At 71.4% G+C, this 12,618-nt stretch carries 16 protein-coding genes and 1 pseudogene; 12 read left to right on the top strand and 5 right to left on the bottom strand.

The window, feature by feature from the left end:
• The first annotated feature begins 15 nt into the window (after nt 1–15).
• The 4 genes and pseudogenes from J4557_RS44845 to J4557_RS44830 all read left to right on the top strand — a co-directional run.
• Nucleotides 16–414, top strand: coding sequence for a 6-pyruvoyl trahydropterin synthase family protein (locus J4557_RS44845; RefSeq protein ID WP_208273312.1), 399 nt, complete (start codon nt 16–18; stop codon nt 412–414).
• A complete protein-coding gene (locus J4557_RS44840) occupies nt 411–1,502 on the top strand; it encodes a glycosyltransferase family 4 protein (RefSeq protein ID WP_208273310.1) in 1,092 nt (363 codons plus the stop codon). Before J4557_RS44845 ends, J4557_RS44840 begins: the two co-directional genes overlap by 4 nt.
• A complete protein-coding gene (locus tag J4557_RS44835) occupies nt 1,499–2,296 on the top strand; it encodes a methyltransferase domain-containing protein (protein ID WP_208273308.1) in 798 nt (265 codons plus the stop codon). The genes J4557_RS44840 and J4557_RS44835 overlap by 4 nt, the downstream gene beginning before the upstream one ends.
• Nucleotides 2,224–3,060 (top strand): annotated as a pseudogene (locus J4557_RS44830) (lysylphosphatidylglycerol synthase transmembrane domain-containing protein); the annotation flags it as partial. The gene J4557_RS44835 and the pseudogene J4557_RS44830, both read left to right, overlap by 73 nt.
• On the opposite strand, the gene J4557_RS44825 reads toward J4557_RS44830, so the two are convergent.
• Nucleotides 3,052–3,819 (bottom strand): creatininase family protein, encoded by a 768-nt coding sequence (locus J4557_RS44825; RefSeq protein ID WP_208273306.1) that lies wholly within the window; start codon nt 3,817–3,819, stop codon nt 3,052–3,054. The pseudogene J4557_RS44830 and the gene J4557_RS44825 overlap by 9 nt on opposite strands.
• A 308-nt stretch (nt 3,820–4,127) precedes the next feature.
• Between J4557_RS44825 and J4557_RS44820 the strand changes: the two genes are divergently transcribed.
• From J4557_RS44820 to J4557_RS44790, 7 genes are all read left to right on the top strand, one after another.
• Nucleotides 4,128–4,607 carry a hypothetical protein gene (locus J4557_RS44820; RefSeq protein ID WP_208273304.1) on the top strand — a complete coding sequence of 160 codons (480 nt, stop codon included), beginning with the start codon at nt 4,128–4,130 and terminating at the stop codon, nt 4,605–4,607.
• A gap of 369 nt (nt 4,608–4,976) precedes the next feature.
• A complete protein-coding gene (locus J4557_RS44815) occupies nt 4,977–5,456 on the top strand; it encodes a hypothetical protein (RefSeq protein ID WP_208273302.1) in 480 nt (159 codons plus the stop codon).
• Between the two features lie 369 nt (nt 5,457–5,825).
• Nucleotides 5,826–6,320, top strand: a complete 495-nt coding sequence (locus tag J4557_RS44810; RefSeq protein WP_208273300.1) for an SH3 domain-containing protein — start codon at nt 5,826–5,828, stop codon at nt 6,318–6,320.
• 392 nt (nt 6,321–6,712) lie between these two features.
• Complete coding sequence (locus J4557_RS44805; protein ID WP_208273299.1) at nt 6,713–7,378, top strand: SH3 domain-containing protein; 666 nt, start codon at nt 6,713–6,715, stop codon at nt 7,376–7,378.
• A gap of 4 nt (nt 7,379–7,382) precedes the next feature.
• Nucleotides 7,383–8,072 (top strand): class F sortase, encoded by a 690-nt coding sequence (locus tag J4557_RS44800; RefSeq protein WP_208273297.1) that lies wholly within the window; start codon nt 7,383–7,385, stop codon nt 8,070–8,072.
• A gap of 288 nt (nt 8,073–8,360) precedes the next feature.
• Nucleotides 8,361–9,188, top strand: coding sequence for a TNT domain-containing protein (locus J4557_RS44795; protein ID WP_208273295.1), 828 nt, complete (start codon nt 8,361–8,363; stop codon nt 9,186–9,188).
• Between the two features lie 151 nt (nt 9,189–9,339).
• Nucleotides 9,340–9,705, top strand: coding sequence for an MmcQ/YjbR family DNA-binding protein (locus J4557_RS44790; protein WP_307800570.1), 366 nt, complete (start codon nt 9,340–9,342; stop codon nt 9,703–9,705).
• A 101-nt stretch (nt 9,706–9,806) separates the two neighbouring features.
• On the opposite strand, the gene J4557_RS44785 is transcribed toward J4557_RS44790, so the two are convergent.
• The 4 genes from J4557_RS44785 to J4557_RS44770 form a co-directional block, all read right to left on the bottom strand.
• Entirely contained in the window at nt 9,807–10,523 is a 717-nt protein-coding gene (locus J4557_RS44785; protein ID WP_208273293.1) for a DUF6082 family protein, read from the bottom strand.
• A 14-nt stretch (nt 10,524–10,537) separates the two neighbouring features.
• Nucleotides 10,538–11,143 carry a DUF6879 family protein gene (locus J4557_RS44780; RefSeq protein ID WP_208273292.1) on the bottom strand — a complete coding sequence of 202 codons (606 nt, stop codon included), beginning with the start codon at nt 11,141–11,143 and terminating at the stop codon, nt 10,538–10,540.
• Nucleotides 11,136–11,405: a hypothetical protein gene (locus J4557_RS44775; RefSeq protein WP_208273388.1), complete on the bottom strand. Its 270-nt coding sequence runs from the start codon at nt 11,403–11,405 to the stop codon at nt 11,136–11,138. Before J4557_RS44775 ends, J4557_RS44780 begins: the two co-directional genes overlap by 8 nt.
• 286 nt (nt 11,406–11,691) lie before the next feature.
• The gene (locus tag J4557_RS44770) at nt 11,692–12,111 is read right to left on the bottom strand and encodes an ATP-binding protein (RefSeq protein ID WP_208273290.1); all 420 of its coding nucleotides are present in this window, start codon (nt 12,109–12,111) and stop codon (nt 11,692–11,694) included.
• Nucleotides 12,112–12,210: 99 nt separating this feature from the next.
• Here J4557_RS44770 and J4557_RS44765 point away from each other — a divergent pair, with 99 nt between their 5' ends.
• Entirely contained in the window at nt 12,211–12,498 is a 288-nt protein-coding gene (locus J4557_RS44765; RefSeq protein WP_208273288.1) for a helix-turn-helix domain-containing protein, read from the top strand.
• Nucleotides 12,499–12,618 lie beyond the last annotated feature (120 nt).

The following is a 12,618-nucleotide window of genomic DNA, read 5'->3' as shown; positions in this document are numbered from 1 at the left end:
GAACAGGGAGGGCACGTGTTCGGCATCACCGTCCGCGACCATTTCATGGTCGCGCACAGCTTCCGCGGCGAGGTCTTCGGCCCGGCGCAGGGGCTGCACGGCGCCACCTTCGTCGTGGACGCGACGTTCCGCCGCGCGGAACTCGACGCCGACAACGTCGTGGTCGACATCGGGCTCGCCACCCGCGAGCTCGGCGAGGTGCTGCGGGAGCTGAACTACCGCAACCTGGACGACGAGCCCGAGTTCGCCGGGGTCAACACGACGACGGAGTACCTCGCGAAGGTCCTCGCCGACCGGCTCGCCGCCCGGATCCACGCCGGGACGATGGGGGAGAGCGCGCGCGGGCTGTCCGGGATCGCGGTGACGCTGCGGGAGTCGCACATCGCCTGGGCGAGTTACGAGCGCGGGCTGTGACCGGCGGCACCGCGTTCGCCGCCCCCGGCGGCACCGCGTTCGTGGTCCCCGGCGACATCGACGACCCGGACGTCCCGAGCGGCGGCAACGTCTACGACCGGCGGCTCTGCCGGGCGCTCGCCGCCGCGGGGCGGCCCGTCCGGGAGATCGCCGCGCCGGGGAGCTGGCCGCGGCCCGGCGCGGCGGCCCGCGCGGGGCTCGGCCGGTTTCTCGCCGCCCTGCCCGACGGGACCGCCGTCCTGATGGACGGCCTGGTCGCGTGCGGGGTGCCGGACGTCGTCGTCCCGCACGCGTCCCGGCTGCGGCTCGCCGTCCTCGTCCACATGCCGCTCGTCGACGAGGGCGACGACCGGCTCGACGCCCTCGAACGCGACACGCTGCACTCCGCCGCCGCGGTCGTCGCGACCAGCCCGTGGGCGATGAAACGCCTGATCAGGCACCATGACCTCGATCCCGCCCGGGTGCACGCCGTCCCGCCCGGCACCGATCCCGCGCCGCTCGCCGCCGGCACCGACGGGGCGTCGCGCCTGCTGTGCGTCGCGTCGGTGACCCCGCGCAAGGGGCACGACGTCCTCGTCGAGGCCCTCGCCCGCGTCGCCGGCCTGCCGTGGAGCTGCGTCTGCGCCGGGCCCCTCGACCGCGACCCCGCCCACGCCGGGCGGGTGCGCGACCTGATCGCCCGGTACTCGCTCGGCGACCGCGTCCGCCTCGCCGGGCCCCTCACCGGGCCCCGGCTCGCCGCCGTCCACGACGCCGCCGACCTCGCCGTCCTGCCGACCCGCTCGGAGACCTACGGCATGGTCGTCACCGAGGCGCTCGCACGCGGCACCCCCGTCGTGGCCAGTGACGTCGACGGCGTTCCCGGCACCCTCGGGCACGCGCCCGGCGGCACCGTTCCCGGCCTGCTCGTCCCCCCGGACGACCCCGCCGCGCTCGCCGAGGCCCTGCGCCGCTGGCTGCTCGACCCCGGCCTGCGCGACCGGCTGCGGGACGCCGCTCGGCGGCGCCGCGGCACCCTGTCCGGCTGGGACGACACGTCCCGCCGCATGGCCGCCGTCCTGGACGGGCTCGCCGAGGAGACGCCATGACCGCTTTCGCCCCGTCCTGGCTGGCGCTGCGCGAGGACGCCGACGCCGCCGCCCGCGCCGGCGAGCTGCTCGCCCCGCTGCGCGCCCGCCTGCCGGCCGGCGGGCCGCTGGTCATCTGGGACCTCGGCTGCGGCACCGGCGCGCTCGGGCGCTGGCTCGCCCCCCGCCTTCCCGGCCCCCAGCACTGGGTCCTGTACGACGGCGACCCCGCGCTGCTGGAGGAGGCCCGCGCCAACGCCTACCGCACCGCCGACGGCACGCCCGCCACCCTCGAGACCCGCGAGGGCGGCATCGCGGACCTGCGCGCCGCCGACCTCGTCGGCGCGTCGCTGGTCACCGCGTCCGCGCTGCTGGACGTCCTCACCGCCGAGGAGGTCGACGGGATCGCCGCCGCCGCGTCCTGCCCGGCGCTGCTGACCCTCACGGTCGCCGGACGCGTCCGGATCCTCCCGCACGACCCGCTCGACGCCGAGATCGGCGCCGCGTTCGACGCCCACCAGCGGCGCGACGGGCTGCTCGGCCCGGACGCGTCCGCCGCCGCCGCGACCGCGTTCCGCCGCCGCGGCGCGGCCGTCCAGACCCGTCCCAGCCCGTGGCGGCTCGGCCCGGACCGGGCCGAGCTCGCCGCCGAATGGCTGCGGGGCTGGGTCGGCGCCGCCGTCGAGCAGCGCCCCGACCTCGCCGAACCCGCCGCCGAGTACCTGCGCCGCCGCCTCGCCGAGTGCGACGCGGGCCGCCTCGCCGTCGAGGTCCACCACACCGACCTGCTCGCACTCCCCGGGGGAACGTCGTGAAGCTCCGTCCCTGGCTGCGCGTCGCGGCCGCGCTCGCGATCCTCGCCTGCCTGCTGTGGTGGCACAGCACGTCGGCGTTCGTGGCCGCGCTGAAGGCGGTCGACGGCCCGTCCGTCGCGGCCGCGCTGGCCGTCGGCCTGCTCAGCACCGTGTGCGCCGCGGCCCGCTGGCGGCTGATCGCCGGGCGCCTCGGCCTGCCGCTGCCGCTGTCCGGCGCCGTCGCCGCCTACTACCGGGCGCTGTTCCTCAACGCGGTGCTGCCCGCCGGGGTCCTCGGCGACGTGCACCGCGCCGTCAGCCACGGCCACCGGTCCGGGGACGTCGGACGCGGCGTCCGCGCGGTCGTCCTGGAGCGCGCGGCGGGGCAGGTCGTCCTCGTGCTGGCGTGCCTGGCCGTCCTGCCGGCCCGCCCGTCCCTGCTGGCGTCGCTGGCGCCCGCGCTGATCCCGGCGGCGCTGGTGCTGAGCGTCCTGCTCGCGCTGGCCCGGTGGCGGCACCGCGCGGTCGCCGCCGCGCTCGCCGAGGCCCGGGGCGTCCTCGCGGCCTGGCCGGGCATCGCCGCGCTGTCCGCCGCGGCGCTCGCCGGGCATCTCGCCCTGTTCGTCGTCGCCGCGCGCGCCGCCGGCTCCCACGCGCCCCTCACCGAACTGCTGCCGCTGATGCTGCTGGCGCTGCTCGTCATGGGACTGCCGGTCAACGTCGGCGGCTGGGGGCCCCGCGAGGCCGTGACCGCCCTGGCGTTCGGCGCCGCGGGCCTAGGCTCCGGCGAGGGCCTCACCGTCTCCGTCGTCTACGGCGTCCTGACCTTCGTGTCCGCCCTGCCGGGCGCCCTCACCCTGCTGGTCCAGCACCGCGAGGCAGCTCCCGAACGCCCCGACGAGGCTGGCCAGCGCGTCCCGGCCCTTGCCGGCCGAGGCCAGTGACGGCCGCCCGATGACCCCCGACGCGGTGTAGGGCGCCATCCCGGCGGTCAGCAGGTGGCGCCGGTCGTCGGCGAGGTGATCGGAGCCCTCGTATCCGGGGCGCACCAGTTCCGGGTGGGCGTGGAGCAGGATCGACGTCTCCAGCTCCCCGGCGTGCATGTCGGAGATGCCGGACGTCGTCATTCCGGCGGCCGCGCGCGCGTCCTCCCATTCGTCGATCCCGGGGAACAGCGCCATGGCGCCGGCCGACTCCTGGACGACGTTGCCGAGCACGTAGTTGCCACCGTGCCCGCTCACCAGCACCAGCTTGGGCACGCCGGCCTTCCGCAGCGACTCCGCGACGTCCCGCACCACCGCGTACAGGGTCGCGGCCGAGATGCTGACCGTCCCCGGCCAGCCCGCGTGCTCGTGCGAGCAGGAGATCGTGACGGGCGGCAGCACCCGCACGGGATAGCGCTCGGCGATCTCCTCGGCGACGGTGCAGGCGATCACCGTGTCCGTGGCCAGCGGCAGGAACGGCCCGTGCTGCTCGAAGCTCCCGACGGGCAGCAGCGCCACGCGGACGTCCCGTTCCTCCGTGCTCGTGTGCGTCGGCACCATGCGCCCACCCTGCCACGCCGCACGCGGCTCGGGGCGGCATGCCCCGCCGGATGACCCGATAGCCGCGACTCGCATTGCTCATGGTTTTTGTCGTACATGATCAGCATGTCCATTATCTGGGCTTCTGGCGGAGGCGGAAGGCATTGGCTTGGGAAGAGTCCGGTGCGGGCTTCACGATCTCCGCTCACCGCTGTCCCCAATGTTTGCGATCAGCGCGACATCAGTCGAATTCTCCCCGGGAAGTGTGATCAACGAAACGATGTCGGACACCTCCGGCAAACAGCAAGTTCACCAGTAGGGGGAGAAGTATGGGGACAGACGCGCGAACCGGTGTGGCGGTCGCGGTGGCCGGGGCCGCGGGCGGTCTGGCGCTGCTGACCGGCGGAGGCGTCGCCCAGGCGGCGACCGCCCCGCAGCACGGGACGGCCGTGTCCAAGGTCTGCCGGTACGAGGTCACCGCGAGGACGCTGAGCGTCCGCACCGGGCCGGGCATCCGGTTCAAGGAGGTGCCGCCCGCGCTGAGGCACGGCGCGCACATCGGCGCCGACTGCCGGGCGACCCACGGCTGGGTCCGGGTGTGGCAGGGCGTGACGAAGAGGCAGGTCGGCAAGTGGGTCGCGCGCCGTTACCTCAAGCCGATCAGGCCGCACCACGGTCCCTCCGCCGGTGCCGGCGGCACCTCCGCCGCGACGAACCCGATGCTGGCCGGCGCCGGCCTCGGTGCGATCGCGCTCGGTGGCGGCGTCGCGGTGGCGGCGCGGCGCCGGCGGGCGCAGGGGGCCGCCTGATCGCACGAGCGCGCGTCGCGCGGCGGCCGGCCGATCCATCCACGGGATCGGCCGGCCGCCGGCTTTTCCGTGTCCGGGCCTGCGCGCCGCCCTCGGCCGCGCCCTTGCGACCGGCTCGGCACTCTGGGGCGAAATAGAAATTCCTGTTGGAATGTACATCCATCGACTGATTGTCCGTATTAAGGCTTAAGGATGGTGCGGGAGTGCCGTCCCTGTCGTTGAGCGGCGGACCATTCACCATGATGACGGGAATGCTATTCCGAATGTTTGCGCTGATCGCGGCTTGTGTCCGGCGCGCCGGGGCACCTTGATCAACGATGTCGGACACCTCCGACAAAGAACAAGATCACTAGTTCGGGGAGAAGAATGATGACAAGCGCGCGAACCGGCATGGCGCTCGCGGTGGCCGGCGCGGCGGGCGGCCTGACCCTGCTGAGCGGCGGTGCCGCCGCCGTGGCGGCCACCGCGCCGCACGGCGGGCCCGTCGGCGCCGGCAACATCTGCCGCTACGAGGTCATCGCGCGGCACGGCCTGAACGTCCACCAGACGCCGCGGGGCAAGATCATCCCGCCGCCGCTGAAGTACGGCCTGCACATCGACGCGGACTGCAGGCCGACCCACGGCGGCTGGGTCGAGGTGCACGGGGGCGTGCCGGTGAGCCAGCGGCACGGGTGGGTCTTCCGGCACTTCCTGAAGCTGATCAAGCCCAGGGGCGGCGCGTCCGCCGGTGCGGGCGGCGCCTCGGCCGCGGCGAACCCGATGCTGGCCGGTGCCGGCCTCGGTGCGATCGCGCTGGGCGGCGGCGTCGCGGTGGCGGCGCGGCGCCGGCGGGCGCAGGGCGCCGCCTGACCGTACGAGCCGCGCCTCACGCGAAGGCCGGCCGATCCGTTCGCGGATCGGCCGGCCTCCGTCGTTTCCGGGGCCGGACCTGCGCGCCGCCCTCGGCGGCCTCGCGACTGCCTGGCGCTCTGGGGTGAATTAGAAAAATTCCTGGCGGATTAGAAATGCATCGACCGATTGTCCGCATTGGAGCTTTGCGGCGCGATGTGCGAAGAGCGTCGCCCGTCGTCGATCGGCGGGCTTTTCACGGTGACGACGGGAATGCCATTCCGAACCTTTGCGCTGATCGCGGCTTGTGTCCGGCGTGCCGGGGGACCTTGATCAACGATGTCGGACACCTTCGGCATCGTGGAGATCACCATCAGTTTTGGGGGAAGAATGAGGACAAGTGCGCGTACCGGGCTGGCCGTCGCGGTGGCGGGGGCGGCGGGCGGTCTGACGCTGCTGGCCGGGGGTGCCGCCATCGCGGCCACCGCGCCGCACCGGGCGGAGGCCACGCAGCAGACGCCGCCCGCCAAGATCTGCCGGTACGAGGTCACCGCGAGCACCCTGACCGTCCGCACGGGCCCGGGAGTCAACTACGACCCGGTGCCGCCCCCGCTGTACCGCGCCGCGCACATCGGCGCCGACTGCACGTCGTCCCACGGCGGCTGGGTCCAGGTGTGGCAGGGCGTCCAGGAGGACCAGATGGGCATGTGGGTCTCGGCGGCGTACCTGAAGCCGATCAGGGCGCTCGGCGGCGCTGAAGCCGGTGCGGGGGGTACCTCGGCCGCGGCGAACCCGATGCTGGCCGGTGCCGGCCTCGGTGCGATCGCGCTGGGCGGCGGCGTCGCTGTGGCGGCGCGGCGCCGGCGGGCGCAGGGCGCCGCCTGATCGCGCGAGCGCGCGTCGCGCGGCGGCCGGCCGATCCGTCCCAGGATCGGCCGGCCGCCGCTTTTGTTGGTTTGGAGGCAGTTCTGCCGCCATTGTTCCTATCACGGCTGGCTTGCCCGCTGTAGAGCGAATTCAAGAGAATGGCCTGGGTTCTGTGGACGAATGGGGCCATTGTCTGTAATGGTGTTCGTGGCGGGGCCGTGCAGGGCGCTGCTTTGTCGTTGAACGGTGATTTTTTCGATCTACCGGCGGAACGCTATTCCCAACGTTTGCGACGTCGGCGGCATGTGCCTAATTCGCTGCGGGCAGCTTGATCATGATGATGTCGGACACCTCCGGCATCAACAAGATCACTAGTTGGGGGAAGAATGAGCTCAAGCGCGCGTACTGGAATGGCGCTCGCGGTGGCCGGGACGGCCGGCGGCCTGATGCTGCTGGCCGGGGGTGCGGCCGAGGCGGCGGCGGTCACGCCGCACCTGGCCGCCGCACCGAAGATCTGCCGGTACGAGGTCACCGCGAGCAGCCTGAACGTCCGTACGGGCCCGGGCACGAGGTGGGACACGGTGCCGCCTCCGCTGGCGCACGGCAAGCACCTCGGCGCCGACTGCATCACCAGCCAGTCCAACTGGCACCAGCTCCGCTCGAACCAGGTGGGCATGTGGGTGAGCGGCCAGTACCTGAAGCTCATCAGCTCCAGCGGCAGGAGCTGCCGGTACGAGGTCACGGCGAGCAGCCTGAACGTCCGTACGGGCCCGGGCACGGGGTGGGACACGACGCCGCCTCCGCTGAAGCACGGCCAGCACATCACCGCCGACTGCAGGGGCAGCGAGTCCGGGTGGAGGTCGCTCCGGCAGAGCGTGCCGGCGAACCAGATCGGCAAGTGGTCCTCCGGCGCGTACCTGAAGCCGATCACGCCGAGCCGCGGCGCCTCCGCCGGTGCGGGCGGCACCTCGCCGGCGACGAACCCGGCGCTGGCCGCCGCCGGCCTCGGGGCCATCGCGCTCGGCGGCGGTGTCGCGGTCGCGGCGCGGCGCCGTCAGGTGAAGGGTCTGTCCTGAGCCGATGAGCAGAGCACGACGCAGCGGCCGGCCGATCCACCCGTGGTATTGGCTGGCCGCCGCGGTCGCCGCGGCGGGAGCCGTCATGTGCGTCATCGGACTGGGGATCGGAGGCCCGGACGCGCCGCCGCAGCCGCCGTCGTCCGAGGTGGTGGCGAACGCGCCGGAGAAGACGGGCCCGAACCCGGAGCAGGCGCTGTCGCCGTCCGCTCCCAAGCGGGTCGAGATCCCGTCCATCAAGGTCGACGCGCCGGTGATCCCGGTCGGACTGACGGGGGACGGGGAGCTGGGGGTGCCGCCGCTGAGCCGGGTCGACGAGGTCGGCTGGTTCACCGAGGGCCCGACACCGGGCGAGAACGGCCGCAGCGTCATCGTCGGCCATGTCGACTCCAAGACCGGTCCCGGCGCCTTCTACAAGCTGGGCGCCCTGCGTCCCGGACGGCAGATCCAGGTCGTCCGCAAGGACGGGACGCGCCCGGTGTTCCGCATCGACCGCATCGAACGCGTCAACAAGAACAAGTTCCCCACCGGCCGGGTGTACGGGCGTGAGGGCGGCCCTGAGCTGCGCCTCATCACGTGCGGTGGGCGATTCGACCGCAAGCGGGGCCACTACGTCGACAACATCATCGTCTACGCCTCGCTGGTCCCCGGTGCGGGGGCCGGGAACAGCGGCACGGCGGAGCGCGCCTCCTGAGCGAGGCCGCCCCGTCCGGCGGCGGCCGCCCCGCCCGGCCTTGGCCGATCGGTGCGGGACCGCCGGTGACGGCCGAGGGCGCCGGTGCGGAACACGCGCCGGCGCCCCGGCCACCGCCGTGACCGCCGCCCGGACAGTGAACCGGGTGCCGTTTTCAGCAGATCTCGCTGCTGCAGCTTTCGCATGAATACTTTCAGGCGTTTCGCCGCCGAGCCATTCGAGGCTCGTTGACGGGTGGGCCGCCTTCGGCTCCCGTATCTCCGGGAGAGGGAATTGCCAGGAGGCAGAATGCGTGTTCTGAGGTGCGGTGCGGCTTCGGCGGTGTTCGCCGGGATCACCCTCACACTGACGGGGACCGCCGTCGCGGCGGGGCCCAGCGGCACGGCGCCGCCGGGGGGACCATGCGCCGTCTCCCGGACGGGAAGCGCCGCCGACGTCCTCGACCGGGCGGTGGCCTGCTCCGGGCAAGCAGCACGCCCGCAGGCACCGCCGCGGAACGCCGAAGGCGTCGAGGCGGCCGTCCGGACCGCGGTGAGCGCGCAGAAGAAGGTCTGCGGTCCTCCCTACGTCCACGGGGATCCGCGCCTCGGGCCCCGCTACCTTCCCCGGACCGGATATTTCGGCTACCTGCTGCGCGGCTACGACCGTTATGGCCGGCTCACCCCGTCGCAGTTCCTGTACCAGTACTGGGACCTGACCAAGCTTCCGAAGCCCGGTTGGCGCTATCCGCCGGACGACGGGTTCGTCCACCAGCTCAAGGACATCAACAGCCGGCCGCTGCGGTTCAAGGTGCGGCTCGACGTCGGCCAGTACATCGACCGCTTCGGCCTGGAGAGCGGCAAGTTCCTGTCTCCCGGCGGGGCCTCGTTCGGGTCCCGCGCGCTGCCACCGGACAACCTCAACACGAACCCCGAGGACCCGAAGCACCTGTGCAACTACCACCTGTACAGCGTGACCCGGAAGTTCTCCGTCGACGCGGGCCCGGCCCAGCCGGCCTTCCAGCAGCCGGGCCAGGGGCTCCAGTACGTCCTCGTGAGCCGGTACGTCAAGAAGGCGCCCAACCCGCTCAGCGCGAAGTGGCTCGCCGACCACGGCTACCTCCGGCGGATCAACTGACCTGCGTCCCGGACGGCGGATCCAGGTCGTCCGGCTGACCCGGCAACGGCCCCGGCTCCGCGCGAACCGCGCGGAGCCGGGGCCGCCGTTGCACCGCCTCTCGCGTGCGATCCTGGGAGCGAAACCGGTCCGGAGAACGACGGAGGCCCATGTGGCGCACCCTTCACTGCGCGACCAGGTGATCGATGACTGCGCCGCCAAGACGGGTGCGGTGGAGGACTACCCCTTCGGCGACGGCGTGGCGGTGTTCAAGGTGGCCGGACGGATGTTCGCGCTCGTGTCTCTGGGCCCGCCCCCGGGAGCCGTCAGCCTCAAATGCGATCCCGACCTGGCCGTCGAACTGCGCGACCGCCATGCCGCGATCACGCCCGGCTACCACCTGAACAAGCGGCACTGGAACACCGTGGCCCTGGACGGCTCGGTCCCCGACGACGAGCTCCAGGAGATGATCGACCACTCCTACGACCTGGTGGTGGCCCGCCTGCCCCGGGCGAAGCGCAACACGCTGACAAGCTGACACCTCCCTGGACGAGCCTCAGGCCGCGCCATCGCCGGGAGCGACCGGGCTCCTGCCAGAACATGATCTCCCTGCGGCGTTCCATCGAGGGCGATGCTGGTTCAGCTACGGGGGGCGCGGTGGGTTAGGGCGCGGCGGAGGATGGGGGTCAGGGCCAGGGCGCCGGCGGCTGTGGCGGCGAGGAGTGCCCACGGGCGGCGACGAGAAGGCCGAGGCTCGGGCGGGGGAACGGGGGCTCGGTCGTATTCCTCGTCGAGGATTTCGTGGAAGCGGCGAGCTCGCTTGTCGGCGGACGTGTTCAGGCGGACTCGGCGGGCTTCCTCCCAGTAGGCGCGTCCAGGGCGGCCGCTGAACATCTCGCGGGAGATGGCTCGTAGGCGGACTTCCGGAAGGGCCTTCGTCTCGTACGACATCTGCCACTCAGAGACGATCATGTTGATGTACATGAGCTGGCGGCGGGCCTTGCGGTCGTCACCCTCTGGGACCGGACCCCATGCCTCGTCGAGGGCCGGGTCGTCCATCGCCATCTTGAGCAGCTCGGCGATCGCGATGCGCCGGGCCTCCTCGCGAGCGATCTTCGTGTCGTGGGCCTGGAAGATGAGGGTGGCGACGATGCCGATGAGGGCGAGGACGGACAGGAGCGCCGACGCGGCGCCGTAGGTCTGCCCGATGAAGCTCCACCGCTCCCAGCGGGAGGTCGGCCCGCTGAAGGCTCGCAGGGCCCACGGCGACGCACCGATGAGACCGATGATGAGGAGCGTGCCGAGGCTGAGGAGAAGCATGCTCAGCCTGCTCCGGCCCATGCGAACAGAAGGCATCCACGAACGATAGTTCAGACCGCTGGGGCGGGGAGTGGCGCAACCTCTCTCTCGAAGAAATCGAGGAGAGGTTCGCCCCTGCTGTAGAGGTCGGCTATCTCGGAGGCGGCCGTGCGGACGATGTGAGGGGCCCTGATGCACCTGGCCCCGCAAGGCGTCCAATCTGGCAGGTATTGGACCTCGTAGAGGACGCGCTTGCCGATGACGACCACTTCGGGCAGTTGGCCCCGGGTCTCGAGTGACGAGAGTTCATCGGCCTGGAGCACGCTCAGCTCGAAGCCTTCCTCAGCGAGCATCCGGAGGGCGTACAGCTCCCATTGCAGGTACGGACTCACCGGGTACTCGACCACGCGGACTCGCCGGACGCTCAGCCCTTGGCGCTTGTTGTGGCGTGCTTCGCCGCGGACGGCCTCCCGATCCTTCTCCAGGAGGCGGAGGGAACGTTGCCAGTCCCCTGCGGCGAATGCCTGCCAGCTGGGGTCGTTCAGCTCACGGAAGGTCTGGGAGCGCTCGAGCTTCCAGACCACGCCGGTCAGGTCTTCGATCTGGCGTGCGAAGTCCCGGTGGTACGCGGCATGGTCGAGTGCGTCCCCGGGAATGGTCGGGATCTGGTCAAGCATCGCGGATATCCGGTTTCGCAGCCGAAAGCAGCCGTCCTGAGATGATCACAATGCGTTCATCGGAGCCGATGCTCACACCCGGCGGAAGCCGGTCGCTGTAGGCGCTGGTGGCGTCACGGCCGATGACGGCGATGTCACCGTTGTCCAACTCCCAGATCTCGGGACAGTCCTGTGTCGTGCGGCTATCGCCCACCTCAGCGGCCGTTTTGCCGAGTCTCCGCTGGAACCCCGCGCCATGATCGGCTTCCCATGGCCTGGACATGATGTCACTCACTTCCAATAGCCGGTACTACTTCGAATATTCTCACCAGCGCCCCGCCACGGCAAGTGTGGCCCTAATCGTCCAACTAGTTCCAGTTCGTGTGTTTCGGGGATGAAATGTGTGGTGGCAAGCTTCGTGTAAGTGCTCGCTTGAAGCGAGGGTTGGCTGGTCAGGTCTCGCATGCGTGAGGGCGGTCGGTGGTCGACCGGCAGTGCCGCCTGTGGCGGGGATCTGGGCTGGGGGTGCCGCGCGAGGGTCCTCTTCCGGTCAGTCGGGACGCGTGCGCTCACGCTGGGGGCATGAGGGCCCAGATGATCTTGCCTGTGCCGGTGGCGGATGAGCGGACGCCGTTGTCCTTGGCGTAGGCGGCGATGATCGCGAGACCGCGTCCGCTCTCGGCGTCTGCGTCGGCGTCGCGGGGGAGCGGGAGCTCCGGGACCGGGTCCCAGCACTCAAGCAGGGGTGCGCCGTTGTGCGTGGCGATGCGGATCCGGATGTGGTGACCGCGTGCCACGACGGCGGCATTTGTCGTGATTTCGCTCATAACGAGGACCGAGTCATCCACCAGGGATCGGCTGTAGCCCCAATTGGAGAGGGCGTAGCGGACGAGGTTGCGAGCGAGCGCGACCGAAGACTCCACGGCGAGCAGGGTCATCCGAATTTCGCCTGATTTGTGCATTTGGAGTGTTGGAACTCGTTCGGTCATGGCCGCCATCCTGTTTGTTGTGTGATCCGCTTCACAGGATTGGCGCTCGAGAGTTAGCCTGCACTGGATTGCAAAGCATGCGATACGCGAGGAGGTCCGATGTCAGTGCGTGAGACGATCGACCCGAACTCGTCACTCTGGGGCTGGCTGGCCTTTGACCTGTGGTTTTACCGAACCCAGCGAGGTCTATCGCTCGCTCAGGTGGCACGTATCGTCAAGGCCACGAGGGGGACCGTATCGAATTGGGAGGCCGGCAGGTATCGGCCTAACGACGATCACGTGGTGCTTCTCGACGAGGCATGGAACACGGGCGGGCACTTCCAGCGACTGATGCACTATGCCCGCACTGGGCATGACCCGGACTGGTTCAAGCAATTCATCCAGTGAGCCTTTTTCAGCAGCGGTGTGGTGACTGTTGATCACATGATGGTCGCGGTCGGTGCATCTGCCCCGGAACGTCAAGGAGCCCCTGGTAGGACGGTTGATCTCTCACAACCCTCCGTCCAA

This window comes from Actinomadura nitritigenes, from assembly GCF_017573545.1.
Classification (GTDB): domain Bacteria; phylum Actinomycetota; class Actinomycetes; order Streptosporangiales; family Streptosporangiaceae; genus Spirillospora; species Spirillospora nitritigenes.
Note: the sequence above shows the minus strand (reverse complement) of the source record. Positions and strands in the feature narration are given on the sequence as shown.

Coding starts and splice junctions, on each gene's coding strand:
- J4557_RS44810 (WP_208273300.1), top strand. CDS start 5,826: ATGAGGACAAGTGCGCGTACCGGGCTGGCCGTCGCGGTGGCGGGGGCG.
- J4557_RS44765 (WP_208273288.1), top strand. CDS start 12,211: ATGTCAGTGCGTGAGACGATCGACCCGAACTCGTCACTCTGGGGCTGG.
- J4557_RS44825 (WP_208273306.1), bottom strand. CDS start 3,819: ATGGTGCCGACGCACACGAGCACGGAGGAACGGGACGTCCGCGTGGCG.
- J4557_RS44835 (WP_208273308.1), top strand. CDS start 1,499: ATGACCGCTTTCGCCCCGTCCTGGCTGGCGCTGCGCGAGGACGCCGAC.
- J4557_RS44775 (WP_208273388.1), bottom strand. CDS start 11,405: ATGTCCAGGCCATGGGAAGCCGATCATGGCGCGGGGTTCCAGCGGAGA.
- J4557_RS44780 (WP_208273292.1), bottom strand. CDS start 11,143: ATGCTTGACCAGATCCCGACCATTCCCGGGGACGCACTCGACCATGCC.
- J4557_RS44785 (WP_208273293.1), bottom strand. CDS start 10,523: ATGCCTTCTGTTCGCATGGGCCGGAGCAGGCTGAGCATGCTTCTCCTC.
- J4557_RS44820 (WP_208273304.1), top strand. CDS start 4,128: ATGGGGACAGACGCGCGAACCGGTGTGGCGGTCGCGGTGGCCGGGGCC.
- J4557_RS44800 (WP_208273297.1), top strand. CDS start 7,383: ATGAGCAGAGCACGACGCAGCGGCCGGCCGATCCACCCGTGGTATTGG.
- J4557_RS44805 (WP_208273299.1), top strand. CDS start 6,713: ATGGCGCTCGCGGTGGCCGGGACGGCCGGCGGCCTGATGCTGCTGGCC.
- J4557_RS44770 (WP_208273290.1), bottom strand. CDS start 12,111: ATGACCGAACGAGTTCCAACACTCCAAATGCACAAATCAGGCGAAATT.
- J4557_RS44815 (WP_208273302.1), top strand. CDS start 4,977: ATGACAAGCGCGCGAACCGGCATGGCGCTCGCGGTGGCCGGCGCGGCG.
- J4557_RS44795 (WP_208273295.1), top strand. CDS start 8,361: ATGCGTGTTCTGAGGTGCGGTGCGGCTTCGGCGGTGTTCGCCGGGATC.